Genomic DNA, 23,480 nt, shown 5'->3' on the forward strand with positions numbered 1-23,480 from the left:
CGGTTGCGGGACAGGCGGCGGTCGCTGGGACGGACCCCTCTTCCGGTGCCGTCGGCCGACGTCCTACGGTGACCGGCGAGAGAGCAGTTGATCGTCAGCAGGAGGACGAGACATGGCAGAGCCGCTGATCGCCGCCGTCGGGGGCAGGGTGCCCGCCGTCGATCCCGGGGCGTTCGTCGCGCCCAACGCCGTCGTGGTCGGGGACGTGACCGTCGCCGCCGGGGCGAGCGTCTGGTACGGCGCGGTGCTGCGCGGCGACGCCGAAGCCATCGCGGTCGGCGCGGGCAGCAACATCCAGGACAACTGCACCCTGCACGCCGACCCGGGCTTCCCGCTGGTGATCGGTGAGCGGATCTCCGTCGGGCACAACGCGGTGCTGCACGGCTGCACCGTCGAGGACGACGTCCTGGTCGGGATGAACGCCACCGTCCTCAACGGCGCCCGGATCGGTGCCGGTTCGCTGGTCGCGGCCGGTGCCGTGGTGCCGCAGGGGATGCAGGTGCCGCCGGGTTCGCTGGTCGCCGGCGTGCCCGCGAAGGTCCGGCGCGAGCTGACCGAGGACGAGCGGGCCGGGATCAAGTTCAACGGCGCCGGCTACCAGCTCCTGGCCGACGCCCACCGGGACATCGAGCCCGTCGGCTAAGGCGTGCCCCAGACGGCCGCGGCCTCCCGGGCCTCCCCGGCCGGCACCGGCGCCGCGGGCGCACCGTCCGCGGGCCGGCGCCGGTCGGCGGCCCACGCGAGCAGCGCGACCACCGCGCCCGACGCCGCGAGCCCGGCGCCGACGAGGGTCGGCGAGGTCCAGCCGAGGCCGGCGTCCAGCGCGAGGCCGCCGAAGTACGCGCCCTGGGCGTTGGCCAGGTTGAACGCGCCCTGCACGGTCGCCGAGGCCAGCGTCGGCGCACTGCGCGCCTTCTGCATGACGAGGGTCTGCACGGCCGGCACGATCGCGAAGCCGAACAGCCCGATCAGCACGACGGTCACGGCCGCCGACCACTCCGCGTGCGCGGTCACCGCGAAGAGGCCGAGCGCGGCGGCCAGCAGCAGGAACGCCGCGCAGACGGTCGGCCGCAGCGCCCGGTCGGCGGCGAAGCCGCCCAGCACGTTGCCGATCGTCATTCCGACGCCGAACAGCGCGAGCACCAGCGTCACGGACCCGGTGGCGTACCCGGAGACCTCGGTGAGCAGCGGCGTGATGTAGCTGTAGCACGCGAAGAACCCGCCGCACCCGAAGACGACGGTGGCCAGCGCCAGCCACAGCTGCCCGCTGCGGAAGGCGCGCAGCTCGTGCCGGAGCCCGGACTGGGCGGGGGAGGGCAGGTGCGGTACGAGGCGGGCGATGGCGAGCGTGCCGGCGGCGGCGATGAGGACGACGACGAGCATCGTCGCCCGCCAGCCGAGGTGCTGCCCGAGCAGGGTCGCGGCGGGCACGCCGACGATGTTGGCGACGGTCAGGCCGGAGAACATGACGGCGACCGCGCGGGCCTTCTTGTCGGGGGCGACCAGTTCGGCGGCGGCCACCGCTCCGGCGCCGAAGAACGCGCCGTGCGGCAGCCCGGTGACGAGCCGGGCGGCGGCGAGCGTCCAGAAGTCGGGGGCGAGCGCGCACAGCAGGTTGCCGGTGGCGAAGACCCCGGCGAGGGCGACCAGCACCGCCTTGCGCGGGCGTCCGGCGGCGAGCGCGGTGAGCAGCGGAGCGCCGATCACGACGCCGACGGCGTACGCGGAGATCAGCCAGCCGGCCTGGGGGATCGAGACGTGCAGGCTGTCCGCCACCTGGGGGAGGAGCCCCATGGCGGCGAACTCGGTGGTGCCGATGGCGAACGCGGTGACGGCCAGGGCGACCAGCGCGAGAGGCAAGGGGGTGGCTCCGGGGGAGAAGTGCGGACGGATCGGGGCGCATTCGTTCGTCCGGCATCCTAATCCGCCCGGGTGACGGTCCCGTAAGCCGATCATGACGGGCCGGTGACGCGGGGTGGTGCGGAGGCGGCCGGCCGGGGCGGACACGCCGGGTGACGTCACGGGCTCGTCGGAAGGGCTCGCCAGCGGGCCGCCCGCGCGGGAGACTGGGGGCATGTGCCGCAACATCAAGACGCTGCGACCCCCCGTGACTCCCGACGCCGACGAGGACGACTTCCGCGCCGCCGCGCTGCAGTACGTCCGGAAGGTGTCCGGGTTCCGCGCCCCGGCCGCGCACAACCGGGAGGCCTTCGACCGGGCCGTCGAGGCGGTCACCGAGGCGACCGCCCGGCTGCTCGACGAACTGGAGGTCCGCGGCGCTTCCGCCCGGGCCACGGCCGAGGCCACCGCGTAGACCGCCGCCCACCGGGCCGGGAGACGGCCCCGGGACGCGGGCAGGGCGTACAGGTACCAGGAGGAGGTCGGTGATGAACCCGCCCACACGTTACGCACTCACCTTCCCCGGCACCCCCGGCACCCAGGCGCCGCAGGACGTGGTCGTGGTCGCGCGCACGAGCGCGACGGGCCCGGGCGGCCATCCGGTGTACGAGGACGCGAGCGGCATCGTCCGGGCCGAGATCAGCGACGCCGGCGAGGTCCGCATGCTCGCCAGCGGCGGTCACCAGTCCCCGCACCTCCCGGTGCACGCCGAGCCGCTGCCATAAGGGCCGGAGGGCGCGACGAACCGACTAGCACCCGCCCGGACCGGGTAGCGGATGTGCATGGCAATCTTCCGCAAGCCCGGCCGTTCGGACCGCTCCGAGCCCGGTGCCGCCGTCCCCGAGCAGCTCGCGGACGAGCTCGCCGGCCTGGTCGAGGAGGCCGAGCGGCCGGTCGGCGAGTGGCAGGTGGCCGAGTACCGGGCGGAGGGCGGCCGCGGCCGGTCCCTGGTGCGCGGCGTCGCCCGGCGGCTCGGCACGGGTGGCCGCGCCGCCGCCAAGGGCGCCGCGATCGGCGGCCGGGCGCTCACCGAGCAGCTCGTGCGGGCCGCGCCGCGCATCCCGGTCCGCAGCCTGGCCACGCTGCGGGCCCAGCACCCCGGCGCCGCCGACCCCGAGCAGCTCGCCGACCTGCTGGTGCTCGGCGCGACCAGGGCGTCGGGCGCGCTCGGAGCGAGTGTCGGCGCGGCGGCGATGCTGCCGGTGCCGCCCGCGATGCCGGTGGAGATCGCGGCCGAGACGCTCGCCGTGGCGGCCGTGGAGGTCAAGCTGATCGCCGAGCTGCACGAGGTCTACGGCGTCCCGGCGACCGGGAGCGTCACCCAGCGGGCCACCGCCTACCTCTCCGCGTGGGCCAACCGCCGGGGCGTCGACGCCACGCTGCTGGCCCGCCCGGCGGGCTTCGCCGCGCTGGCGCTCGGCGCGGAGGTGCGCCAGCAGGTCCGGCGCCGGCTGACCCGCAGCTCGCTGCGCCGGCTGCCCTCGGTGACGCCGCTGCTGGTCGGCGCGGGCATCGGTGCCACCGTGAACCGGCGCGACACCCGACGGCTGGCCGGCGAGGTCCGCGAGGACCTGCGCCGGCGCCGTCCGGCGGACGCCTCCTACTGGGACGCCGCCGCGCGGTAGCCGACTGCCCGGCTACCCCGCTGGCCGGCTCCCCGCTGCCCGGCTACCCCGCGACGGGCGGTGCCGCGGCGCCGCGGCCGGCCTTGACGCCGTTGACCATCGCCTGGTGGATCGCCCGCGCGGTCGTCTCGTCCGCCGCCGGGACGGGGCTGCCGGACACCGTGTACCAGTCCAGCGCGCCGGTGTACTGGACGGTCAGCCGGGCCTCGCCGTCCACCCACGTGGTGTGCACGGTGAGGTCGCCGGAGATCGGCCCGACCTCGGCGGTGGTGACCCCGCCGGGCCCGCTGATGATCGACTGCGTGGTCCAGGTCGCCCACGAAGCGCGCGGGTCCGCGGGCGGCTGGACCCGCCCGCCGCCCTGAGTGTGCTCGGTCATGCGCCTATCCTCCCCCGCCGGTCGGCCGCCCGTCCGGGAGCGACACCAGCGGTAGCCGGAGGCCGCCCGGGACGTCCGGGCGGCCTCAGGGCGCGTCTTCCGGCTCGGACCGGAAGACACGCCCTCGTCCGTCAGCTGGTCAGCTGCTGCTCGTACCGTTCTCGTCCAGCATGGGTTCGCCTTCCGCCCGGGACTCGTCCTGCGCGTGAAGGTTCTGCATCGAGGTGACGCCCTCCTCGGGGTCCGCGGCGCGGACGTCCTCGTCGGTCTCGGTGCTCACGTGGGCCCGGTCGCTCATGTCGGTCATCTGCGGGCTCCGTCTCCTCGGCCGGTCCGGGCACGCCTCGACGGGGCGCGGCAGGCCGGGTCTGTCGTTCGCCCTTCCAGCCTGCCCCCGCCCCGGCCCGGGGGCCAGCCGGGTCACCAGGTGACGGGCAGCGACTTCAGTCCGTAGATGATGTTCTCGGAGCGGAACCGCAACTCGTCCTCGGGCACCGCGAGCCGCAGGCCGGGCAGTCGGCGGAACAGGGTGGCGAGCGCGATCTGCAGCTCGGCCCGGGCCAGCGGCTGGCCGAGGCACTGGTGCACGCCGAAGCCGAAGGCCAGGTGGCGCCGGGCGTCGCGGTCGAGGTCGACGTCGTCGGGCGAGGTGCGGTCGGGGCCGCCGAACATGCCCTCGTCCCGGTTGGCGGTGGACAGCATCGCGAAGACGCCGTCCCCGGCCCGGATGAGCGTGCCGTCCAGCTCGATGTCCTCGACGGCCACGCGCGGCAGGCCGGTGTGGACGATCGTGGTGTGGCGCAGCAGTTCCTCGACCGCGCCGGGCACGGCGGCCGGGTCGGCGAGCTTCGCGATCCGCTCGGGCTGCCGGAGCAGCAGCACGGTGGACAGCCCGATCATGTTGGCGGTGGTCTCGTGGCCGGCGATCAGGAGCAGCACGCCGGTGGAGGCGATCTCGCGCAGGGTGAGGTCGTCCCGGGCGGCGAGGCGGCTGAGGATGTCCTCGGCCGGGTGCTCCTTCTTGTGGGCGGCGAGTCCGCCGAGGTAGTCGAGGATCTCGTCGTTGGCCCGGGCGACCTCCTTCTTGGGGGCGGAGGTGTTGAGCAGCGTGGCGCTAAGGGCCTGGAACATCTCCCGGTCCTCGTAGGGGACCCCGAGCAGGAGGCAGATCACCAGCGACGGGACCGGGAGGGCGAACGCGCCGACCAGGTCGGCCTCGGTGACGCCGTCGGTCATCCGGTCGAGGGCGTCGTCGACGATCTGCTGGATCTCGGGCCGCATCGCCTCGACCCGCTTGACCAGGAAGTCCCCGGTGACCATGCGGCGCAGCCGGGCGTGTTCGGGGTCGTCGAGCCGGATGAACGCCGGGTTCTCGGCGATGAGTTCACGCCGGTCGGGGGCGAACAGGGGGAAGGCGGGGTGGCGGGCGTCGGCGCTGAAGCGCTGGTCGGACAGGACGGTGCGCACCTCGGCGTAGCCGGTCACGAGCCAGATGGGGGTGCCGTCGGGCAGGGCGGCGCGGCTGACGGAGCCGGTGCGGGCGGCGTCGGTGTAGGCGGGCGGCGGGCTGAACGGGCAGCGCATGTCGTGCGGGGCGGGCAGCACCGGGGTGGTGGGCGCGGGCGTGGTCGTCAAGGCGGTACTCCTCGGCGTCGCGGTGGGGATCTCCCGGGTGGGGTCGGGTGGAGCGCAGGCGCTGGGCTAACGGCCGGTCGCGGCGGGTCCGTCGGCCGGGGCGGTGTCCTCGGTGACGGTGATCGCGCCGCACGGGCAGAGTTCGGCGGCGAGTCTGAGGTCGGGGTACTCGCTCGGCTGGAAGGTCGTCCGGCGCAGTCTCACCAGACTGTCGTGGTCGTCCTGGTCGAAGATCTCCGGGGCGTTCGAGACGCACAGGCCGGAGCTGCAGCAGCGGTCCCGGTCGAGGCTCACCTTCATGGGCGTTCCCTCCTGCACTCGTTGCTCGTTGGCAATGCCAACCTGGGCATTGCCAACCTAACCCGGTGGTGCGGCGCACCCGGAGGGTGTCGTGGCGGGTTTGCGCAGATTGGCCGATTCGGTCCGGGACGGAACGACCTTTGGCAGCACGAGGTTTGATTTGACGTCAGTTTGTCAAGGGTGGTTCGGCGCGACCCCGCTCACAGCCCTTCGGCGGCCGCGATCTCCCGGACGGCGGCGACCGTGTCGGCCTCGGCCGGGTCCTTGTCCGGCCGGTAGCGCACCACCCGGGCGAAGCGCAGGGCCAGCCCGGCGGGGTAGCGGGGGCTGCGCTGGACGCCGTCGAAGGCGATCTCCACGACGAGTTCCGGCCGGACCCGCACGGTCCGGTCGTCCCGGCCGGTCTCCCGGGCGAGGAGTTCGGCGGTCTGCCAGGCCAGCGTCTCGTCGGTGAGGCCCTTGAACGTCTTGCCGAGCATCACCCACGGGCCGAGCCCGGGCTCGCCCGCCGCCCGGGCGCCCAGGTGCAGGTTGCTGAGCCGGCCGCGGCGCCGGCCGCTGCCCCACTCGGCGGCCAGCACCACGAGGTCCAGGGTGTGCCGGGGCTTCACCTTGATCCAGCCCGCGCCGCGCCGGCCGGCCGCGTACCCGGCCGCGGGGTCCTTGACCAGCACGCCCTCGTGGCCGAGGGCCAGCGTGTCGCGGAAGAACGCCAGCGCCTCGGCGCGGTCCCCGGTCTCCGTGCGTGCCACCCGCAGGCCGGGCGGCACCACGTCGGCCAGCGCCGCCCAGCGCTCGCCGCCGGGGCGGTCGACGAGGTCCTCGCCGTCGTGGTGCAGGAGGTCGAAGAAGTAGGCGCTGAGCGGCACTTCGGCCCGCAGCCGGTCCGGGTCCCGGCGGGTGGCGGTCCGCGCCGCGGTCTCCTGGAACGGGCGCGGGCGGCCGTCCGGCCCGAGCGCGATCGCCTCGCCGTCCAGCACGGCCGAGCGCAGCGGCAGCGCGAGCGCCGCCTCGGCCACCTCGGGCACGCGCGCGGTGATGTCGTCCAGGCTGCGGGTGAACACGGCGACGTCCCCGCCGTCCCGGTGCACCTGGACCCGGATGCCGTCCAGCTTCCACTCCAGCGCCGCCGGGCCGGTGCGCTCCAGCGCCGAGGCCACGTCGGGTGCGGACGCGGCCAGCATCGGCCGCACCGCGCGTCCCACCTCCAGCCGGAACGCGGCCAGCGCGGGCACCCCGCCGGTCAGCGCCGCCGCGGCCACCGCCCGGGCCGAGCCGCGGAACATCAGCGCCCGCCGCACCGCCGCGACCGGCACCCCGGCCGCCTGCGCGACGGCGTCCCCGACCACCGCGTCCAGCGCGCCCTGGCGCAACTCGCCGACCAGCACGGCCCGCAGGAACCCCTGCTCGACCTCGGTCGCCCGGCCGAACAGCTCCGTCAGCAGCCGCCGCCGCTCGCCCTGCGCCCCGGCCCCGTGCACCGCGGCGATCCGCTCCAGCTCCCGCTCGACCTCCCGCACGCCGAGCTCGCCGGGCCCGTCGGCGGGCGGCGGAAGGTCGCGCAGGCCCGCGTACCCGACGCCGGTGCGCAGCCGCTGCGACTCGCCCGACAGGAGTGCCACGGCCGCCGGTGCCTCGTCCGGTCCCAACTCCCGCAGGCACGCGGCGAGCAGCGCGGTCTTCGCCTTGCGGCCGGACTCGGCGGCGACGGCCCGGGAGGTGAGGGCGAGCTCGCGCAGGGCCATGGCACCTCCTCGGGCGGACGGCTTCGGACACCTCCAGAATCCCTGTCGGGCCTCCGCAGCGCCCGCCGGGAGACGCGGCACGGAGACACGGCACGGGGGCACCGTCCGGACGGTGCCCGGTCCCCGCGGCGGGGTCCGTGACCGGTCCGCCGGACATTCGTTCGGAATTTTTGTTATCGGCGGCGCGCCGGAGGGTCTCCCAGGTGTCGGCACCCGACCGCCGACCCGGACAGAAAGCGTGGCCAGGTGAACAGCGAAGACAGGACGACCATCCTCCCGGCGACCGGATCGGCCGACGGCGCGGGCGGCCGTTCCGGAGGGCGTGCCGCGCGCCGGGCAGCCGAGCGGCACACCGATCGCCACGAAGGGCGCGGCAGGCGGGGCCGCAGGCGCGGCGCGTTCGTCCCGGTGTCGACGGTCGTCGTCGCGGTGGCCGGGACGGGCCTGCTCGCGGCGCTGGCGGGCGCCGGGTACGCGGCGTACGCGGGCAAGCAGTCCGACCGGGACCCGGGGCAGGCGGTGGCACTGGACGCGCTGATGGCCGCCGAGGCCGGCACCCACGAGGGCATCCAGGTGCCCGGGGCCGGCGGGGGGCCGGCCCTCGTGCCCGGTACGCCGCAGTCGCCCGTCAACCTGTCCGCCACCGACCCGGGCACCCCGTCGCCCACCGCCACCGCCTCCGCCACCGCGACCGCCACCGCCACGGCTTCCGCTTCCGCGACGCCCACCCCGACCGCCACCGCCACCACCAAGCCGACCCCGACCGCCAAGCCCACCACCGCCCAGCGCACCGCCACGGGGAGCGCCCCCGCGGCGACGTCCGCGCCCACCCCGGTCGGCGGCGGCGCGTCCCCCTCGTACGCCCAGCAGGTCGTCGACCTCGTCAACGCCGAGCGGGCCAAGGCCGGCTGCGACCCGGTCGCGGCCGAGCCCCGCCTGGCCACCGCCGCCCAGTCGCACAGCGACGACATGGCCGACCGCAACTACTTCGACCACGCCAGCCCCGAGGGCTACCACGCCGACCACCGCATCGAGGCGACCGGCTACCGCTGGAGCACCTGGGGCGAGAACATCGCCCGCGGCCAGAAGGACCCGGCCGCCGTCATGGACGCCTGGATGAACAGCCCCGGCCACCGCGCCAACATCCTCAACTGCGCCTTCAAGCAGCTCGGCGTGGGCGTCCGGACCGGCTCCGGCGGCCCGTGGTGGACCCAGGTGTTCGCCGCCCCGGCGTGACCCCGCCGCGGGCCCGTCACCGGCCCGTTTTCCGATTCCGCGCAAATTGTTGTTATCTGATCACTCCCCAGGGGTCTCCGAGGAGGCATCGGCGGGCGGAAGACGGCAAGACGGAGTGCGGACGATGAACGCTGACGTGCAGAACGCTGACGTGCGCAACACAGACGTGCGCGGCACCGGGACGACCCTGGTGCGCGCCGCCCAGGCGGGCGACCGGCAGGCCCAGGAGGCGCTGGTCGCCGCCTGGCTGCCGCTCGTCTACAACGTGGCCGGGCGCGCGCTCGGCGGGCACGCCGACGTCGACGACGTCGCGCAGGAGACGATGATCCGCGCCCTGGACGGCCTGGAGGGGCTGCGCGACCCGTCGTCGTTCCGCTCCTGGCTGGTCGCGATCACGATGAACCAGGTCCGCCGCCGGCACGCCGCCGGCCAGCAGCAGCCGACCGTCGGCGGCCTCGACGAGACGTGGGAAGTCGCCGACCCCCGCGCGGACTTCACCGACCTCACCATCCTGCGGCTCGGCCTCTCCGGCCAGCGCCGGGAGGTCGCGGAGGCGACCCGCTGGCTCGACCCGGACGACCGCGAACTGCTCTCCCTGTGGTGGCTGGAGGCGAACGGCGAGCTGACCCGCGCCGAACTCGCCGAGTCGCTCGACCTCAGCCCGCAGCACACCGCCGTCCGGGTGCAGCGGATGAAGAAGCAGCTGGAGTCCGGCCGCGTGGTCGTCCGGGCGCTCGGTGCCTACCCGCGCTGTCCGGAGCTCGCCGAGGTCACCGCCGGCTTCGACGGGACGCCGAACTCGGTGTGGCGCAAGCGCATAGCCCGGCACATCCGCGGCTGCGCCACCTGCGACCGGCTGGGCCGCGACCTCTTCCCGGCGGAGGGGCTGCTCGCCGGGCTGGCGCTGGTGCCGATCCCGATGGGGTCGCCGGTGCTGCTGCACTTCAAGGTCACCGCGGCCGCGGTCGCCTCCGCGGCGGGGACTGGCGCCACCGGCGCGGGCGGAGCCGGCGGCGCGGCGGGCACCGCGGGCGCCACCGGGGCCGGCTCGCACGGCGGCTGGGCCGCGCTCGCCGCCAAGAAGGCCGTCCTGGTGAGCGGTGCGGCGGCCGCCGTGGCGGTCACGACGCTCGCCCTGGTCTGGCCGGCCCCCGCCGAGAAGCCGCTGGAGGCGGCACCGGAGCCGACCACCCCGGCCGCCGCGCCCGACACCCCGACCTGGACGCCGCTCGCCCTCCCGGTACCGGCCCCGGCGGCCGTGACCGACACTCCCACGCCGACGCCGACCCCGAGCCCGACCGACACCCCCACGGCCACGCCCACGCCGACCCCGTCGCCCACCGCGTCCAGGGCGACCGCCCCGCCCAGCCTGGAGCGCCAGCTCGTCGACCTGGTGAACGCCGAACGGGCGAAGGCCGGTTGCGCCCCACTGCGGATCGACCCGCGGCTGCACGGCGCCGCCCAGAAGCACGCCGACGACATGGTCGCCCGCAACTTCTTCGACCACGTCAACCCCGACGGCGTCCACCCCGACGCCCGGATCACCGCGGCCGGCTACCGCTGGTCCCAGTGGGGCGAGAACCTCGACCGCGGTACGACCAACCCCTCGGCCGTCGTCTCGCACTGGATGGACGGCGGCATCCACCAGTCCAACCTGCTGGACTGCGGCTTCAAGGACGTCGGCGTCGGCGTCGCCGCCGGGCCGGCCGGCACCTACTGGGCCCAGGACCTCGGCGCCCCGCTCTCCTGAGCCGGGCCGCCGCCCCGACTACGCCGACGTGACCGGGACGAGCCCGTCCGCCTGCCCGGTCACGTAGCCGGTGGCGTGCCCGACCACGCCACCGGCGTCGCCGACCTGCCCCGGCGCCAGGTCGGCCGTCGAGCCGAGCGGCGCGGGCAGCCCCTCTTGCCCGCCCACGGCGCTGGCGTGTGCGCTCGGGGCGGTCAGGGAGGCGACGACGCCGACGGCGAGCGAGGCCACGGCAAGCATGCTGCGCTTCTTCATGCCCGGGCTAACGAGCCCGCACCGCGCGGGTCACGGGGCAGGGGGCGCGGGCCGGGCGCGCGGGTCGGGGGCCTGGCGCGCGGGCTACGGGCCCGGCGCGCGGGCGTTCCGGTGGCGGGGGGCTTAGGAGCGGGGTGGGATGGGGAGGGGTTCCGGAACGAATCCGGCAAATCGATCTTTCCGCCCCTCCCTTCCGGCCGGGTTCGCCGACCGTCCCAGGCCCCGCCACCCCCGCGACACGAAGGGCACCCGATGCACGCAGCCGAGCTCACCTCCGCCGTCCTCGCCGAGCTGCGCCGCCCCCGGCGCTACCCGGCCGTCTCCGTCCTGCTGCCGACCCACCGCAGCGAGCCCGACAACACCCAGGACCCGGTGCGCCTGCGCAACCTCGTCGCCGAGGCGAAGGCCAGGCTGCAGGCCGACGAGGCGGTCAGCCGGGCGGACCGGCTGGACGTCGTCGAGCAGCTGGACCGCGCGCTCGCGGAGGTCGACCTCGTGCACGCCGAGGACGGCCTGGTGATCTTCGCGGCGCCCGGCGAGCACCAGGTGTGGTCGCTCCCGCGCTCGGTGCCGGCCCGGGTCGTCGTCTCGGACACCTTCCTGACCCGCAACCTGGTCGCCGCGTACGTCTCCGGCGCGCCCTACTGGGTGCTCACCGTCTCCGCCGACCGGGCCGCCCTGTTCAGCGGCTCCGGGCCGAAGCTGGTGCCGCACGACGGCGGGTTCCCGGTCGACCAGGTCCGGCCGGACTGGGACGTCGAGCGCACGGAGCGGATCGGCAACGTGCCGAGCACCTTCACCGACGAGGAGACCCGCAGGTTCCTGCGCTCGGCCGACACCGCCCTGGCCGCCGTCCTGGAGGCCGACGCCCGCCCGCTCTACGTGCTCGGCGAGGCGGCGGCGATCTCCCTGCTCGACGACGTCGGCACGGCGGCCAAGCGCGCCTCCGCCCAGGTCGCGCGCGGCGGACTCGGCCACGCCTCCCCGGCCGCGGTGGCCGAGGCGGTCCGGGCGACGGTGGCCGACCAGGGCCGCAAGGCCGTCGCCGAGGTCCAGGAGCGCCTCAGCCAGGCCCAGGGCGTGAAGGGCCTGGCCGCCGGCATCGACGAGGTCTGGCAGAACGTCACGCAGGGCCGGGCCGCCGTCGTCGCGGTGGAGGAGGACTACTGGCAGCCCGTCCGGGTGACGGACACCCACCTGGTGCCCACCGACGACGGCGGGCCGGACGTGCGCGTGGACATGGTCGACGAGATCGTCGAGCGCGCCCTCGACACCGGCGCCCGCGTGCAGTTCGTCCCGTCCGGCGAGCTCGCCTCGCGCGACCACATCGCGGCCGTCCTGCGGTACTGACGCCCGCTACGCCCCGGGGTCCAGGCCGAAGCGGGCGGCCACCCGGTCGGCCAGGTCGGCGGCCGGCGTGGCGCCGTCGACGGTCAGGACGTCGAGCCGGTGGCCGGCGGCCTGGGCACGGACCTCCGCGTCCCAGAGGACGTCGCGCGCGAGCCGCCCGGCGAGCACCGCCGAGGGGTCGCGGCCGCCCCACGTGGCCCGCGCGCGCTGCGGATCCGCGTAGCGCGCGCGGAGCACGTCCCGCCGGAACTCCGCGGTCGGCAGGAGGAAGACGGCCTGGCCCGGCCGGCCCAGCAGCGGCGCGAGGTCGGCGGGCAGGATCCCGAAGTAGTCGACCAGGACGATCCGGTCGGTGGGCATGGCGAGGAGGTCGTCGACGACGAAGCCGAGCATCTCCCCGTGCATGCTCGGCATCGCGCGCAGCACCTCGTCCGCCGTGCGGCCGTCCCACATCGCACCCGGCGGCAGGTCGCGCAGGGCGGAGAGGTACGGGTGCTGCTCCGGCGTGCAGAGCGTCAGCCACCGGTGCTCCGCGAGGTCGCCGTCGTACACCGGGAGACCGTGGCGGGCGGCGAGCAGGCGGGCCAGGGTGCTCTTGCCGCTGCCGGTGCCGCCGGCGATCCAGCGGACGTGGGCCAGGGACGCGGAAGTCGAGGGGAGGGAGTCTCTGCTGGTCCCGGTGTCCGGGAGAGAAGAGGTCATGGGTGCCAGGGTCCCCCTCTCCGCCCGGAAATTGCAGTCTTGTTCTTCCCCGGCCGATCGCCGAATCTGGAAGAGAGGGGATGGACAGCTCACCGCGCCAGCGCCGCCGCGTCGCCCATGACGACCACCGGGTGCAGCGCCGGGTCGAGCGCGCGGAGCAGCTCGCGCATGTCGTCGACGCGCAGGCCGACGCAGCCGTGGGTCGGGCCGCCGTGGTCGACGTGGAGCCAGATGCCGCCGCCGCGGCCGCTGCCGTTCGGGCGGTGCGGGTCGAGCGGGGTCGAGCCGGGGACGCGGTTGTAGTCGATCGCGACGACGTAGTCGAAGGAGCCCGCGAGCGGTTCGCCCTCGAAGCCCGTGCCCGAGACGGTGAATCCCCCGTCGTGGTCGTACGGCAGGCGGGATCCCGGATCGGGCAGCCTGCCGCCGGCGGCGGTGAGGGTGAACACGCCCACGGGGGAGCGCAGATCGCCCAGGCGGTGGTCGGCGCTCCAGCCGCGGTTGCCGTTGCGGGTGGGCCAGGTCGGTCCGGCGAGCCAGCCGGAGCCGTCGTCGCGGTAGAGCGTGGCCCGCCCGGTCGAGAGGTCGGCGCCGTCGCCGGTGACGACCAGGGCCTGCCTGGTCCCGGCGGGGACATCGGCGAGCAACTGTGGTCCCACTCCGGGGAGTTGGGTGGGAAGTTCGGGCGGTGCGGGGCGGCCCGCGGAGGCGGGTGTGACGGCCGGAGCGGTCGCCGGTGGGGCGGTCGGTGCGGCGCTGACGGAGGTGGCGGGCGAAGCGGCCGGGCCGGGCGCGCAGCTCACCAGGAGCAGCGCGCCCAGCCCGACGAGGGCACAACGGGGTAGGGACATGGCGGTTCGGCTTTCGGAAGGAGTACGGAGGGCAGGGGCGGCGGAGGTCAGCCGACCGAGTCCTTGGCGGCAGGGCTGTTCCGCTCCGCGGAGCGGATCGACTCCAGCACCTGCGCCACCTGCTGGGCGGCGATCAGGGACGGCCCCCGGAAGCACGCGGTCAGCTCGACCAGCGTCGAGGTCGCACCGGTCCCGACGGTCCGGTAGCCGACCAGCTGGTCGCTGCCTCCGGCACTCGCGCACTCCTTGCCCACGGCGGTGACCTCGCCCGGGCCGGACTGGCCCACGTACCTGTAGAACGTGCCGGCGTCGTCGACGAGCCGGAAGGTCAGGACGACTCCGCCGGCGTACAGCTTCCCGACCGGGAAGCAGATCGACTGCTGCGCGGGGCAGCTGGACAGGGGGATGAGCTCCTGATTGGCGAGGGTGCCGATGCTGCGCTGGGGGCTGGACCCGCCGCTGTCCTGGGTGAACCAGCCCTTGGGCACGTTGACGACCATCTCCGGAACCGACCTGAACGAGATCGCCGGCCCCAACGGCCCCACGGCGTCCGGGCCTTCGGGCGCGGGGGAGGGCGAGGGCGCGGCCGTGCTCGGTGCGGGCACCGGGGCCCCTGCGGCCCCCAGCGGGCCCGAGTGGGGGCCCGAGGGCGCGATCGCCGGGGCGGCGGCCAGCACGGCGGCGAGCAGTCCGCCGGTGAGCCCGGCGCCCAGTCCGGCGGCCCGCCGGCGACGCCGGGTGCGGTCGGCGCGGTCGAGGATCCGCTGGATGCGGTCCTCGGGCGCGGCGAGGTGCGGCGCGGCCTGCTGGAGGAGGATCCGCAGCTCCTGCTCCTCCCCGGTGTCGGCGCCGCCGGGTCCGTCCGGCCGGTCCGGGTCGGTGAAGTCAGTTCCCGTCACGCCGTCCCCCGTCCAACATCAGTTCCCTGACCGGCAGTTTGCCGCGCAGCGAGGCGAGCGCCCGGTGCGTCTGGCTCTTGACGGTGCCGGTCGTGCAGCGCAGCACGTCGGCCGTCTCCTCGATGCTCAGGTCCTCGAAGAAGCGCAGCACCACCACGGCCCGTTGCCGTGGCGGCAGCGCCCGGACGGCGGTGGCCACCACCTGGCTGAGCACGACGTCCTCGAAGGGGTCGGCCCGCTGCACCGGCGGCTCGGGCAGCTCCTCGTGCGGGAGTTCGCCGGTCCAGCGGCGGCGCCACCAGGAGACGTGCGAGTTCACCAGGACCTTCCGCACGTACGCCTCGGGGTGCTCGATCGAGATCCGGTCCCACTTGGGCCAGACCTTGGCGAGCGCGGTCTGCAGCAGGTCCTCGGCCTGGTGCGGGTCGCCGGTCAGGAGCCAGGCCGTGCGCAGCAGCTTCGGGCCGCAGGCGGCGACGAACTCCTCGAAGTCCGGTGTCGCGTCCCTCATCCCGCCGCCCCTGCCATGGTGTTCCCGTCGTTCCCGTCCGCCGTGGCGGCCCGGTCGGCCGCGTGCGTGGTGTTGTCCTCACGGCAGGTGGAACGCGGTGGCCCGCGGTTCGGGTTGTCTCCGTTCCGGGGATATTTTCCCGGGCCCCGGCGGACGGCCGCGGCCCGGCCCGGCCCGAACGCTGGACGGCCCGCGAGCCGGCCGGGACTGAGCCGGGCGGCGGGCGGGCCGTGGCACCACGATGCGCCGCCCGTCCCGTGCGGCGCAGGGGCGCGCACGGGGCGCCCGGACGCACGGGCCGGGCGCGATCGGGGCGTACCGGACCGGGGCGTACGGGATCGGCCCCGCCGTCAGAGTGTGCCGGAGCCGTGCTCCACGGGCCCGGCCGCCCCGCGGGCCGCCACCGGCTGCGCGCCGACCGTCCAGTCCGGGTGGCCCGGCATGGGTGGGGTGCGGTGGCCGTAGAGCCAGTCGGTGAGGAAGGCGGTGAGGTCCTGCCCGGAGACCTCGGAGGCGGTGCGGATGTAGTCGGCGGTGGTCGCGTTGCCGTACCGGTGGCGGGCGAGGAAGGTGCGCTCGATCGCGTCGAAGGCGTCCTCGCCGACGCGCTCGCGCAGCGCGAAGAGCACGAGTGCGCCGCCGGTGTAGCGCTGGCTGTCGAACAGGTCGGCCGCGGTGGGTGAGGCGACCGGTCCGGCGTCGTGGCGCCACTGGTCGCCGAGGCCGTACAGGTAGCGCATGCGGTCGACGAGGGTGGTGTAGCCCCACGCGTCCGGCCAGCCGCGCTCGTAGCGGTAGAGCAGGCCGTAGTAGTCGGCGTGGCCCTCGTTGAGCCAGAGGTCCGCCCAGGTGGCGGGGGAGACGCTGTCGCCGAACCAGGAGTGCACCAGTTCGTGCATCATGTGCGAGCCGATCGCCGCCTCGGGCTGGCGCAGGAAGTTCGGCTTGTACAGCGTCAGGGTCTGGGTCTCCAGGCCGGTGAAGCCGAACGCGTCCGGGTCGTCGGTGTCGGCCGGCAGGATCCCGTACGCCTCGAACGGGAACGGCCCGAGGTGCCGTTCGGCCCAGGCGAGCTGGTCGGCGGTGAGCGCGAGGGCCGGTTCTAGGTCGGCGGCTCGCGCGGTGGGCACGACGTCGCGCAGCGGCAGGCCGTGCGGGCCGGTGCGCTCGCGGACGGTGTAGTCCCCGACCGAGACCTGCACGAGCTCGGTGGCCATCGGCTCGCGGGAGACGTAGCGCCGGGTGGTGCGGCCGTCGCCCAGGGGCGTGGTCCGGGTGAGCTCGCCGCTCGCGACGCCGAGCAGTCCGTCCGGGGCGGTGACGTCGATCGTGAAGCGGGCCTTGTCCCTGGGGTGGTCGTTGGACGGGAAGACGGTGTGCGCACTGGCGGGTTGCCCGGCGACGGCGAAGCCGTTCGCGGTCGGCACCCAGCCGGTGTGGGGGAGCCTGGCGTGCGGGTCCGCGGTGTACGTGACCCGCACCCGCGCGGTAGTGCCACGGCGCAGCGCCCGGCCCGGGGTGACGGTGAGCTTCTCGTCGTGCGTGCGGAACGCGGCGGGCCGGCCGTCCACGTGGACCTCGTGGACGTCGAGGCCGAGCGCGTCGAGGTCCAGGCTCGCCAGGTCGCGGGAGGGCCGCGCGGTGATCACCGCGGTGGCGTCGACGGTGCGGGTGTCCGGCCGGTAGGCGAACGAGAGGTGGTAGGCGAGCGCGTCGTAGCCGAGGTTGCCGAGCGACGGGAAGACGGGGTCGCCCAGCCCGTCCGCCGCGGTGGCCGCGGGCCCGCCGGTGGTCAGCAGCGCCGCGCTGAGCGCGAGCACCAGGGCGAGCCCGGCACGGCCGCGGGCTCGGGTCCGACGCAGGGGGATCAGGGCGACCACCGCTCTCCGGGTTGACGGCACGGGAGATGTTCCGGGCACGGATGGTAGTGGACGGACGCGGCCTCCCGGGCGGGTTTACCGCGACACGGTCGCGTCCCCCGGACGGAGCACTGCGGTAGCGGCGCGGTGGCCCTCCGTCATACGGTCGAAGAGTTCCGCCCCCTGACGGGCGGGGCCACGGCCGCCGGAGAACCTGGCCAGGTCCGGCGGCCGTACTCTCATGCCCGCCCACAGCCGTAGGCTTGCGGTCCGCCCCTTCCGCGCCGGACCGCCAGGAGCCGCTGTGACCACGTCCCCGAACTTCCTGGTGATCGGCGAGTGCGTCGCCGACGTCGTCCGCGCCGACGGCGTACCGGACCGGGTGCACCCCGGCGGGAGCCCGGCGAACGTCGCGTACGGCCTGGCGCGTCTGGGGCGGGCGGCGACGCTCCTCACACAGCTCGCGGACGACGCCCACGGGCGCCTGATCCGGGCGCACCTGGAGGCGGCCGGGGTGACGGTGCGCGCGGAGGCCGTGGCGCGGACGCCCTCGGCCGTCGTCGAGCTGGACGGCGAGGGGCGCGCGCAGTACGCCTTCGACATCGGCTGGACGCTCGGAACTCCCCACGGTGTCGATCTCCTGGGGCCTGACGCGCCCGGGTACCTGCACATCGGCTCGATCGCGGCCGTGACCGAGCCGGGCGCGGCGGCCGTGCTGGGGGTCGTCGAGCGCCTGCGCGGCCGGGCGAGCGTCAGCTACGACCCGAACGTGCGGCCCGCGCTGATGGGCGAGCGGGCCGGGGCCGTCCGCCGGGTCGAGCGCTGCGTGGCCCTCAGCCACGTGGTCAAGGCCAGCGACGAGGACCTGGCCTGGCTCTACCCGGACGAGGATCCGGAGTCCGTCGCCCGGCACTGGCTCGGGCTCGGCCCGGCCGTCGTCGCCGTGACGCTGGGGGTGGCCGGCGCCGTCGCGCTCACCGCCGACGGCGCCCGGGAGCAGGTCGCCGCCCGCCCGGTGCGGGTCGCGGACACCGTCGGCGCCGGGGACTCCTTCATGGCAGCCTTCCTGCACGCCCGCGCGGGCGGCGCCCCGCTCGCGGTCTGCCTCGCGCACGCGGTGACGGCCGCGGCCGTCACCGTCTCGCGCCCCGGCGCGAACCCGCCCTCGTCCGCCGAGCTGGCCGAGGCGCTGGCCCGGTAGGCCCCAAGTGCCTTACCGCGCCGCCTCGGTGAGGTCCTTGCCGTACCAGACCTCGGCGTACGGGCCCGTGCTGTAGGCGGGGATCTCGCGGTAGCCGTGGCGGGTGTAGAGGGCGCGGGCCTCGACGAGGTCGAGGCGGGTGTCGAGGACGATGCGCCCGGCGCCGAGGGCGCGGGCGGCGGAGTCGACGGCGGCGAGCAGGCGGGCGCCGCCGCCGGTGCCGCGCAGGCCGGGGCGGACGTAGACGCGGGTGAGCTCGACGGTGGCGGCGTCGAGGCGACGCAGCCCGGCGCAGGACTGGGCGCGGCCGTCGTAGCGGCCGATCAGGAACAGGCCGGTGGGCTCGGCGAGGTCGTCGCTGGGGGTGTCGGCCAGGCCGGCCTCCAGGACCTCGGTGTCGAAGTCCTCGCCGTGGTGCAGCCGGCCGTACCGGTTGGCGACGTCGTAGTAGTACTCGCGCAGCAGGGCCAGTGCCTCGTCGGTGGTCACGTCGGCGGGGGCGACGGTCCAGGCCGGGCCGGGTGCGGTGGTGCCGGTGGTCATACCCCGCATGGTCGCCTTGCGGGTGGCCCGGCGGCAAAGGGTTTTCGCGGTGCGTGCGGGGCCGTCCGGCCGTCCTGCGCAGGGCAAAGCTTGGGCAAGGTCCCGGGCGGGTCGTTCTGCCGTGCGGGTGACGGGGGGATTGACGGGGGTGCCCTCCGGGGGAGCAGTGGCGTTATGAACGCACCATCAGATCATCGCATTAATGGGGGTTTGAAGGGCAGTCACCCGGCCCGGAGGGGTCTGCGGACCGGTCTGCTGGCCACCGTCTGCCTCTCCGCCGTCGTCGCCGGCTGCGCCGGGCCGTCCGGACCCGCCGGGCCCAAGGCCGCACCCGCCGGCGCCGCCAAGGCCGCCAAGGCCGCCAACGCCGCCAAGGCCGCGGAGGTCGCCAACGCCCCGAGCGCCGCACCGGCCGCCCAGGCGGAGGCGGCGGCCGCCGGGGAGCCCGCCGTCGACCGGGCGGGGGCCCGCCCGCCCGCCGCGCCGCCCATGCTGCCGGGCCTCGCCCGCAAGGAGGAGGAGAGCAGCAGCGAGGCCGTCGCCCGCCAGGAGACCGCCGTCCGCGCGGCGTTCGAGACCGCCCAGCGCTGGGGCCTGGCCGAGCCGCCGCTGAAGGCGCCCCCGCCCCCGGCCGCCAGGCCCCGGCTGCGTGCGATGCAGGGCGTGAAGCTCAAGGACGGCCGCCCGCCCGTGGTGTTCCGCGTCCCCACCGACGACAAGGTGGTGTTCCTGACCGTCGACGACGGCGCCGAGAAGGACCCGCAGTTCAACAAGATGGCCGCCGAGCTCGGGATCCCGCTCAGCGCCTTCGTCTCCGACTACCTCGCCCGAGAGAACTACGGCTACTTCCGCGACCTCCACTCCCAGGGCGTGGAGATCAACAACCACACCATCAACCACCGCAACCTGAAGATCCACGACTACGAGACCCAGCGCTACGAGATCTGCACCCAGCAGGACCAGCTGGAGCAGCAGATCGGCGTCCGCCCCCGGCTGTTCCGCCCGCCGTACGGCGAGTACAACGACGACACGCTGCGCGCGGCCGGGTCGTGCGGGGTCCAGGCGGTGCCGCTGTGGAACGAGGAGGCCTTCCCGGACCACATGGAGTGGCGCTACGACGACCAGAAGCTCCACCCGGGCGACATCATCCTCACCCACTTCCGGGGCACCGAGGACTGGAAGGCCACGATGCCGGACCTGCTCCGCAAGGTCCTGAACGAGGTCACGGCACAGGGCTACGCCCTCGGGCGTCTGGACGACTACCTGTAGCCGTGCGGGCGGGAGCCGGGAGCGGGCAGCCGGTCTCAGCCGAGCGAGAGGGCGTCGAGGTACACCCAGGCGCCCTCGTGCCGGACGAACCGGCTGTTCTCGCTGAGCACCCCCTCCTCGTCGCCCTCCGTCCAGTACGCGCGGAACGCGACGGTGCCCTCGGAGTGGAACGCGCCGCCCTCGGTGGTGGCGCCGACCTCCAGCCGGGTCCAGCGCAGCGCCGGGTCGAAGTCCACCGAGTCCGGCCGGGTGTCCGGGTGCCAGCTGCGCAGCAGGTACGCCTCGTCCTGCACGACGAAGGCGCTGAAGCGGGAGCGCATCAGCGCCTCGGCCGTGCGGGCCTCCGCCACACCGCGGTGCATCCGGCCGCAGCAGTCGCCGTAGGAGGCGGACAGGCCGCACGGGCACGGGGAGGAGGGCAGCAGCCGGGGCGCGGGGGCGGCGGCTCGGGGAGCGGGGCGACGTCGGGACATGCGGTCCATTGTCCCCCGTGCGCTCCGCTCCCCGCGCGCCGCCCCCGGGCCCCTCGGGCGGCCGTTACGCGTTGCGCTTGAACGAGTAGTTGAACTCGCCGGTGCCGAAGTGGCGGTAGAGCCGCAGCCAGAACGGCATCATCATCTCGGTCGCGCGGGCGCCGCTGATGTCCCCGAGATCGATGATCCACTCCGCCGGCCAGCCGAACTCGCCGAGCAGCGCGACCGCCTCGGCCTTGGCCGCGTCGTCGTTCCCGGAGACGAACAGGTTGTGCTCGCCCGGCAGGACGGCCGGGTCGACCATCACGGCGACGTTCATCGTGTTGAGCGCCTTGACCACCCGGGCCGCCGGGAACTCCCGCTGGATCCGCTCGCCGACGCTGTCGGTGTTCACCGGGTCGAGGGTGAGCTCGCCCTCGGGGGAGAACACCAGCGGGTTCGACACGTCGATCAGCAGCTTGCCCGCCAGCCGCTCGGCCCCCGCCGCCCGCAGCGCCGACAGCGCGACCGTGCCGCCGGTGGCGTTGAACACCACCTCGCCGAAGTCCGCCGCGTCGGCGAAGGTGCCGCAGTGGCCGTGCGGGCCCGCCGCGGCGGACCAGGCCAGCCCCTTCTCGTTGTCCTTGGTCCGCGAGCCCAGCGTGACCTCGTGGCCGAGCGACACCAGCTTGCTCGCCAGCGTCTGCCCGACCACGCCCGTGCCGATGATTCCGATGCGCACAGCTACTCCGCATCTCCCGTGAAACGCGCCCTCGTGGAGCGTTGCCGGCGACGACGATAGTTGACCCGGGCTCAGTCCCGAAGGACCGTCCGGCGAACGGGTCCCGGTGGCGGGCAGGCCGTCAGCGTCCCCGCTCGACCACGAATCCCGGCAGCGCGAGGAGGAACTCCCGTGCCTCGTCCGCCTCTTGCTCCCCGCAGGCGTCGGTCGCGCCGAGCACCCCGTCGATCTCCCGTTCCGCCGCCGCGACCAGCCCGGCCGCCGCCTGCCGCGCGCTCTCCACGCACTCGTACGCCGCGAGCCGGTCGAGCAGCCACCGCACGTCCTCGGCGGCCTCCGGGCCGCGCTGGGACCTCGTACGGCTCAAGTACCGCTCGGCTCTGGTGCGTTCGGCGGGGGAGCAGCGCTCCAGGAGGTGGATCAGCATCAGCGTCCGCTTGCCCTCCCAGAGGTCCCCGGCGATCTCCTTGCCGTACTCCTCCTGCGTCCCGGCGAGGTTCAGCACGTCGTCCTGGATCTGGTAGGCCGCGCCCAGGTACCAGCCGAACCGGTCCAGCCGGCCGGAGTCCGCCGAGGGGCCCTCGGCGACCAGCAGGCCCGTGCGGCACGGGTAGAGGAAGGTGTACCAGGACGTCTTCTTGAGGCACAGCCGGTAGTAGTCGCCGGGGACGAGGGCGCACGCGTTGTCGCGGATCCAGGCGATCTCCAGGGCCTGGCCCTCCAGCGACTGGCGGCACATGAGCTCGGTCTCCTCGAACAGCCGCCAGGCCAGCTCGCCCCCCAGCCCCCGCCGGTTGGCCATCAGCCGCTGGAGGCCGAGCAGGTGGGTGGCGTTGCCGACGTTGAGCGCGACCTCGACGCCGTACGCGGCCGGGAGGGTGGGTTCGCCGCGCCGCAGCTCGCTGCCGTCCTGGATGTCGTCGTGGATCAGGAAGGCGTTGTGGAACAGCTCGACGGTGACGGCCGGGTTGAGTGCGCGGCCCGGGTCGCCGCCGAAGGCCGCGCAGGTGGCGAGGCACAGCGCCGCGCGCAGGCCCTTGCCGGGGCGGGCCGGGTAGTCGGCGGCCAGGTCGTAGAGGTAGGGCGGACTCTGCTCGGGGATGTGCCGCAGCAGTGCGGCCACCGTGCGCTCCCGGTAGCGGGCCAGCACCCGTTCGACCAGTTCGGCGCCACCCGTGAGCCGGGGCGGTGTCACTCCCCGGGCCGCTCGTCGGGCTCCCCGGCGGCGGTGCGCTGCGGTCCGAAGGCGGTGCTCAGGCCCTGGTTGGCGAGGGCCGGCGCGAGGCGGCTGAGGTTGAGCAGCAGGTCGACGATGTCGTGGGCGTTCTCGGCGATCCTGCGCGTGTGCTCGGCGGCGTCGCCGGCCGTGTTGCCCAGCACCCGGGCGCTGACGGCGTCGATAAGTTCGTGGGTGTTGTCCGAGACCCGGCGCACCAGCCGCCCGAACTCCTCCTGGTCGACGCGGTGTTCGTCGACGAGGCGCTCGCCCGCCGCCTTGGCGTCGGCCAGACCGGCCGCCAACTCGCGCTCCAGGACGGCGGCGGCTTCCGAGACCGCCCGCTCGCCCTGCTCGCCCGCCCCGCTGAACCGACCGGCATCGGGCATGGCCGACCTCCTGGCTCGTGCCCCGGCCAGCCCGGGGTGCACCGTCGCAATGCTTGCCGATGGTACACGCCCGTGCGCGGAGCGTGTCCGGAGTTCGCGGCCCCATTTGGCGCCCGGGGCTCGGCGAGTCGCCCGGCACCCTCCGTTCGTCACTGATAGTAGTTGCGTGGTTTCGCTGCGAAGGAGCTGGCGACGGCACGAAGGAGCGGTCAATGGGTGGCAGACAGCGTCCGCCGAAGGCGCGGACCCCGCGGCAGAAGGTGGACACCCGCGTGGAGATCGCCCGCCTGGAGGGCTTCCTGGCCTGGGAGGCGGAGGTCGCCGCGGCCGAACGGGACGCCCGGGCCTTCGCCGGCCAGTTCGCCTGGCTGCCGGCTGCCGAGCGCGAGAGCCTGGAGCGGGCCTACGCCGCCGACCGGCTGCGCTACGCCGAGGAGGTCGTGGACCGTGCCGTCGACCGCTGCCGCCGGCTCGCCGCCCGCTACCGCAGCGAGTGCCGGCGGATCTGCGCCCGGTGGGCTGCCCTCTGCCTGTCCGTGACGCTGGCGGCCGCGCTGTTCGCCGCCGTGCCCGCGATCCTGCGGGGCTGACGCCGCGACAGGACGCCGCACACGCCGAGGGCCCGCCGCAGACGCTGCGGCGGGCCCTCGGCGTGTGCGGGGATCAGTGGTG

General features: G+C 75.2%; 27 protein-coding genes. 10 read left to right on the forward strand and 17 right to left on the reverse strand.

All coding sequences use genetic code 11. The annotated features are described in order from the left end of the window. Nucleotides 1–112: 112 nt before the first annotated feature. Nucleotides 113–643 (forward strand): gamma carbonic anhydrase family protein, encoded by a 531-nt coding sequence (locus tag ACFV4F_RS05430; protein WP_380500535.1) that lies wholly within the window; start codon nucleotides 113–115, stop codon nucleotides 641–643. On the opposite strand, the gene ACFV4F_RS05435 is transcribed toward ACFV4F_RS05430, so the two are convergent. After that, nucleotides 640–1,860 (reverse strand): MFS transporter, encoded by a 1,221-nt coding sequence (locus tag ACFV4F_RS05435; RefSeq protein ID WP_380436309.1) that lies wholly within the window; start codon nucleotides 1,858–1,860, stop codon nucleotides 640–642. The two genes, ACFV4F_RS05430 and ACFV4F_RS05435, sit on opposite strands and share 4 nt — an antisense overlap. Before the next feature lie 214 nt (nucleotides 1,861–2,074). On the opposite strand from ACFV4F_RS05435, the gene ACFV4F_RS05440 reads away from it, so the two are divergent. From ACFV4F_RS05440 to ACFV4F_RS05450, 3 genes are all read left to right on the forward strand, one after another. Then, a complete protein-coding gene (locus ACFV4F_RS05440) occupies nucleotides 2,075–2,314 on the forward strand; it encodes a DUF2277 domain-containing protein (protein ID WP_380500536.1) in 240 nt (79 codons plus the stop codon). A gap of 73 nt (nucleotides 2,315–2,387) precedes the next feature. Further along, nucleotides 2,388–2,624 carry a DUF6296 family protein gene (locus tag ACFV4F_RS05445; protein WP_380436313.1) on the forward strand — a complete coding sequence of 79 codons (237 nt, stop codon included), beginning with the start codon at nucleotides 2,388–2,390 and terminating at the stop codon, nucleotides 2,622–2,624. A gap of 57 nt (nucleotides 2,625–2,681) precedes the next feature. Further along, on the forward strand, nucleotides 2,682–3,524 hold the full coding sequence (locus tag ACFV4F_RS05450; RefSeq protein WP_380500537.1) for a hypothetical protein: 843 nt from the start codon (nucleotides 2,682–2,684) through the stop codon (nucleotides 3,522–3,524). A gap of 43 nt (nucleotides 3,525–3,567) precedes the next feature. On the opposite strand, the gene ACFV4F_RS05455 is transcribed toward ACFV4F_RS05450, so the two are convergent. From ACFV4F_RS05455 to ACFV4F_RS05475, 5 genes are all read right to left on the reverse strand, one after another. Further along, the gene (locus ACFV4F_RS05455; protein ID WP_380436317.1) at nucleotides 3,568–3,903 is read right to left on the reverse strand and encodes a hypothetical protein; all 336 of its coding nucleotides are present in this window, start codon (nucleotides 3,901–3,903) and stop codon (nucleotides 3,568–3,570) included. Between the two features lie 139 nt (nucleotides 3,904–4,042). Beyond that, on the reverse strand, nucleotides 4,043–4,210 hold the full coding sequence (locus ACFV4F_RS05460; protein ID WP_380436319.1) for a hypothetical protein: 168 nt from the start codon (nucleotides 4,208–4,210) through the stop codon (nucleotides 4,043–4,045). 113 nt (nucleotides 4,211–4,323) lie between these two features. Beyond that, nucleotides 4,324–5,538, reverse strand: a complete 1,215-nt coding sequence (locus ACFV4F_RS05465) for a cytochrome P450 (RefSeq protein ID WP_380500538.1) — start codon at nucleotides 5,536–5,538, stop codon at nucleotides 4,324–4,326. 66 nt (nucleotides 5,539–5,604) lie between these two features. After that, nucleotides 5,605–5,838, reverse strand: coding sequence for a ferredoxin (locus tag ACFV4F_RS05470; RefSeq protein WP_380436323.1), 234 nt, complete (start codon nucleotides 5,836–5,838; stop codon nucleotides 5,605–5,607). A 200-nt stretch (nucleotides 5,839–6,038) separates the two neighbouring features. Further along, entirely contained in the window at nucleotides 6,039–7,583 is a 1,545-nt protein-coding gene (locus ACFV4F_RS05475) for an ATP-dependent DNA ligase (protein WP_380436325.1), read from the reverse strand. A gap of 246 nt (nucleotides 7,584–7,829) precedes the next feature. Here ACFV4F_RS05475 and ACFV4F_RS05480 point away from each other — a divergent pair, with 246 nt between their 5' ends. Both ACFV4F_RS05480 and ACFV4F_RS05485 read left to right on the forward strand, forming a co-directional pair. Next, nucleotides 7,830–8,819, forward strand: a complete 990-nt coding sequence (locus ACFV4F_RS05480) for a CAP domain-containing protein (RefSeq protein ID WP_380500539.1) — start codon at nucleotides 7,830–7,832, stop codon at nucleotides 8,817–8,819. Nucleotides 8,820–8,970: 151 nt separating this feature from the next. Then, nucleotides 8,971–10,569: a sigma-70 family RNA polymerase sigma factor gene (locus ACFV4F_RS05485; protein ID WP_380436329.1), complete on the forward strand. Its 1,599-nt coding sequence runs from the start codon at nucleotides 8,971–8,973 to the stop codon at nucleotides 10,567–10,569. 18 nt (nucleotides 10,570–10,587) lie between these two features. Here the strand turns inward: ACFV4F_RS05485 and ACFV4F_RS05490 are convergent, their stop codons facing one another. After that, complete coding sequence (locus ACFV4F_RS05490) at nucleotides 10,588–10,809, reverse strand: hypothetical protein (RefSeq protein WP_380500540.1); 222 nt, start codon at nucleotides 10,807–10,809, stop codon at nucleotides 10,588–10,590. 267 nt (nucleotides 10,810–11,076) lie between these two features. On the opposite strand from ACFV4F_RS05490, the gene ACFV4F_RS05495 reads away from it, so the two are divergent. Continuing rightward, nucleotides 11,077–12,174 carry a chemotaxis protein gene (locus tag ACFV4F_RS05495; RefSeq protein WP_380436333.1) on the forward strand — a complete coding sequence of 366 codons (1,098 nt, stop codon included), beginning with the start codon at nucleotides 11,077–11,079 and terminating at the stop codon, nucleotides 12,172–12,174. 6 nt (nucleotides 12,175–12,180) lie between these two features. Here the strand turns inward: ACFV4F_RS05495 and ACFV4F_RS05500 are convergent, their stop codons facing one another. The 5 genes from ACFV4F_RS05500 to ACFV4F_RS05520 all read right to left on the reverse strand — a co-directional run bounded on the left by ACFV4F_RS05500 (nucleotide 12,181) and on the right by ACFV4F_RS05520 (nucleotide 17,017). Further along, entirely contained in the window at nucleotides 12,181–12,876 is a 696-nt protein-coding gene (locus tag ACFV4F_RS05500) for a hypothetical protein (RefSeq protein WP_380500541.1), read from the reverse strand. Between the two features lie 89 nt (nucleotides 12,877–12,965). Further along, nucleotides 12,966–13,727, reverse strand: coding sequence for a L,D-transpeptidase family protein (locus ACFV4F_RS05505; RefSeq protein ID WP_380500542.1), 762 nt, complete (start codon nucleotides 13,725–13,727; stop codon nucleotides 12,966–12,968). 47 nt (nucleotides 13,728–13,774) lie between these two features. Further along, a complete protein-coding gene (locus tag ACFV4F_RS05510; protein WP_380436339.1) occupies nucleotides 13,775–14,626 on the reverse strand; it encodes a hypothetical protein in 852 nt (283 codons plus the stop codon). Beyond that, nucleotides 14,613–15,137, reverse strand: a complete 525-nt coding sequence (locus ACFV4F_RS05515) for a SigE family RNA polymerase sigma factor (RefSeq protein ID WP_380436341.1) — start codon at nucleotides 15,135–15,137, stop codon at nucleotides 14,613–14,615. Before ACFV4F_RS05515 ends, ACFV4F_RS05510 begins: the two co-directional genes overlap by 14 nt. A gap of 350 nt (nucleotides 15,138–15,487) precedes the next feature. Then, a complete protein-coding gene (locus tag ACFV4F_RS05520) occupies nucleotides 15,488–17,017 on the reverse strand; it encodes a M1 family metallopeptidase (protein ID WP_380500543.1) in 1,530 nt (509 codons plus the stop codon). Nucleotides 17,018–17,300: 283 nt separating this feature from the next. On the opposite strand from ACFV4F_RS05520, the gene ACFV4F_RS05525 reads away from it, so the two are divergent. Further along, on the forward strand, nucleotides 17,301–18,197 hold the full coding sequence (locus ACFV4F_RS05525) for a carbohydrate kinase (RefSeq protein WP_380500544.1): 897 nt from the start codon (nucleotides 17,301–17,303) through the stop codon (nucleotides 18,195–18,197). Between the two features lie 12 nt (nucleotides 18,198–18,209). On the opposite strand, the gene ACFV4F_RS05530 is transcribed toward ACFV4F_RS05525, so the two are convergent. Beyond that, nucleotides 18,210–18,740: a GNAT family N-acetyltransferase gene (locus ACFV4F_RS05530; RefSeq protein ID WP_380500545.1), complete on the reverse strand. Its 531-nt coding sequence runs from the start codon at nucleotides 18,738–18,740 to the stop codon at nucleotides 18,210–18,212. 210 nt (nucleotides 18,741–18,950) lie between these two features. Between ACFV4F_RS05530 and ACFV4F_RS05535 the strand changes: the two genes are divergently transcribed. Next, nucleotides 18,951–20,009 carry a polysaccharide deacetylase family protein gene (locus ACFV4F_RS05535; protein ID WP_380500546.1) on the forward strand — a complete coding sequence of 353 codons (1,059 nt, stop codon included), beginning with the start codon at nucleotides 18,951–18,953 and terminating at the stop codon, nucleotides 20,007–20,009. 35 nt (nucleotides 20,010–20,044) lie between these two features. On the opposite strand, the gene ACFV4F_RS05540 is transcribed toward ACFV4F_RS05535, so the two are convergent. The 4 genes from ACFV4F_RS05540 to ACFV4F_RS05555 all read right to left on the reverse strand — a co-directional run bounded on the left by ACFV4F_RS05540 (nucleotide 20,045) and on the right by ACFV4F_RS05555 (nucleotide 22,808). After that, nucleotides 20,045–20,482, reverse strand: coding sequence for a YchJ family protein (locus ACFV4F_RS05540; protein ID WP_380500547.1), 438 nt, complete (start codon nucleotides 20,480–20,482; stop codon nucleotides 20,045–20,047). A 64-nt stretch (nucleotides 20,483–20,546) separates the two neighbouring features. After that, nucleotides 20,547–21,203 carry an NADPH-dependent F420 reductase gene (locus tag ACFV4F_RS05545; protein ID WP_380436353.1) on the reverse strand — a complete coding sequence of 219 codons (657 nt, stop codon included), beginning with the start codon at nucleotides 21,201–21,203 and terminating at the stop codon, nucleotides 20,547–20,549. Nucleotides 21,204–21,324: 121 nt separating this feature from the next. After that, nucleotides 21,325–22,398 (reverse strand): polyprenyl synthetase family protein, encoded by a 1,074-nt coding sequence (locus tag ACFV4F_RS05550; RefSeq protein ID WP_380436355.1) that lies wholly within the window; start codon nucleotides 22,396–22,398, stop codon nucleotides 21,325–21,327. Beyond that, entirely contained in the window at nucleotides 22,395–22,808 is a 414-nt protein-coding gene (locus tag ACFV4F_RS05555) for a hypothetical protein (RefSeq protein ID WP_380494136.1), read from the reverse strand. The genes ACFV4F_RS05550 and ACFV4F_RS05555 overlap by 4 nt, the downstream gene beginning before the upstream one ends. A 212-nt stretch (nucleotides 22,809–23,020) precedes the next feature. Between ACFV4F_RS05555 and ACFV4F_RS05560 the strand changes: the two genes are divergently transcribed. After that, complete coding sequence (locus tag ACFV4F_RS05560) at nucleotides 23,021–23,398, forward strand: hypothetical protein (RefSeq protein WP_380436359.1); 378 nt, start codon at nucleotides 23,021–23,023, stop codon at nucleotides 23,396–23,398. The last annotated feature ends 82 nt before the right edge of the window (nucleotides 23,399–23,480 follow it).

The sequence above is a fragment of the Kitasatospora sp. NPDC059722 genome (assembly GCF_042733235.1).
Taxonomy (GTDB): domain Bacteria; phylum Actinomycetota; class Actinomycetes; order Streptomycetales; family Streptomycetaceae; genus Kitasatospora.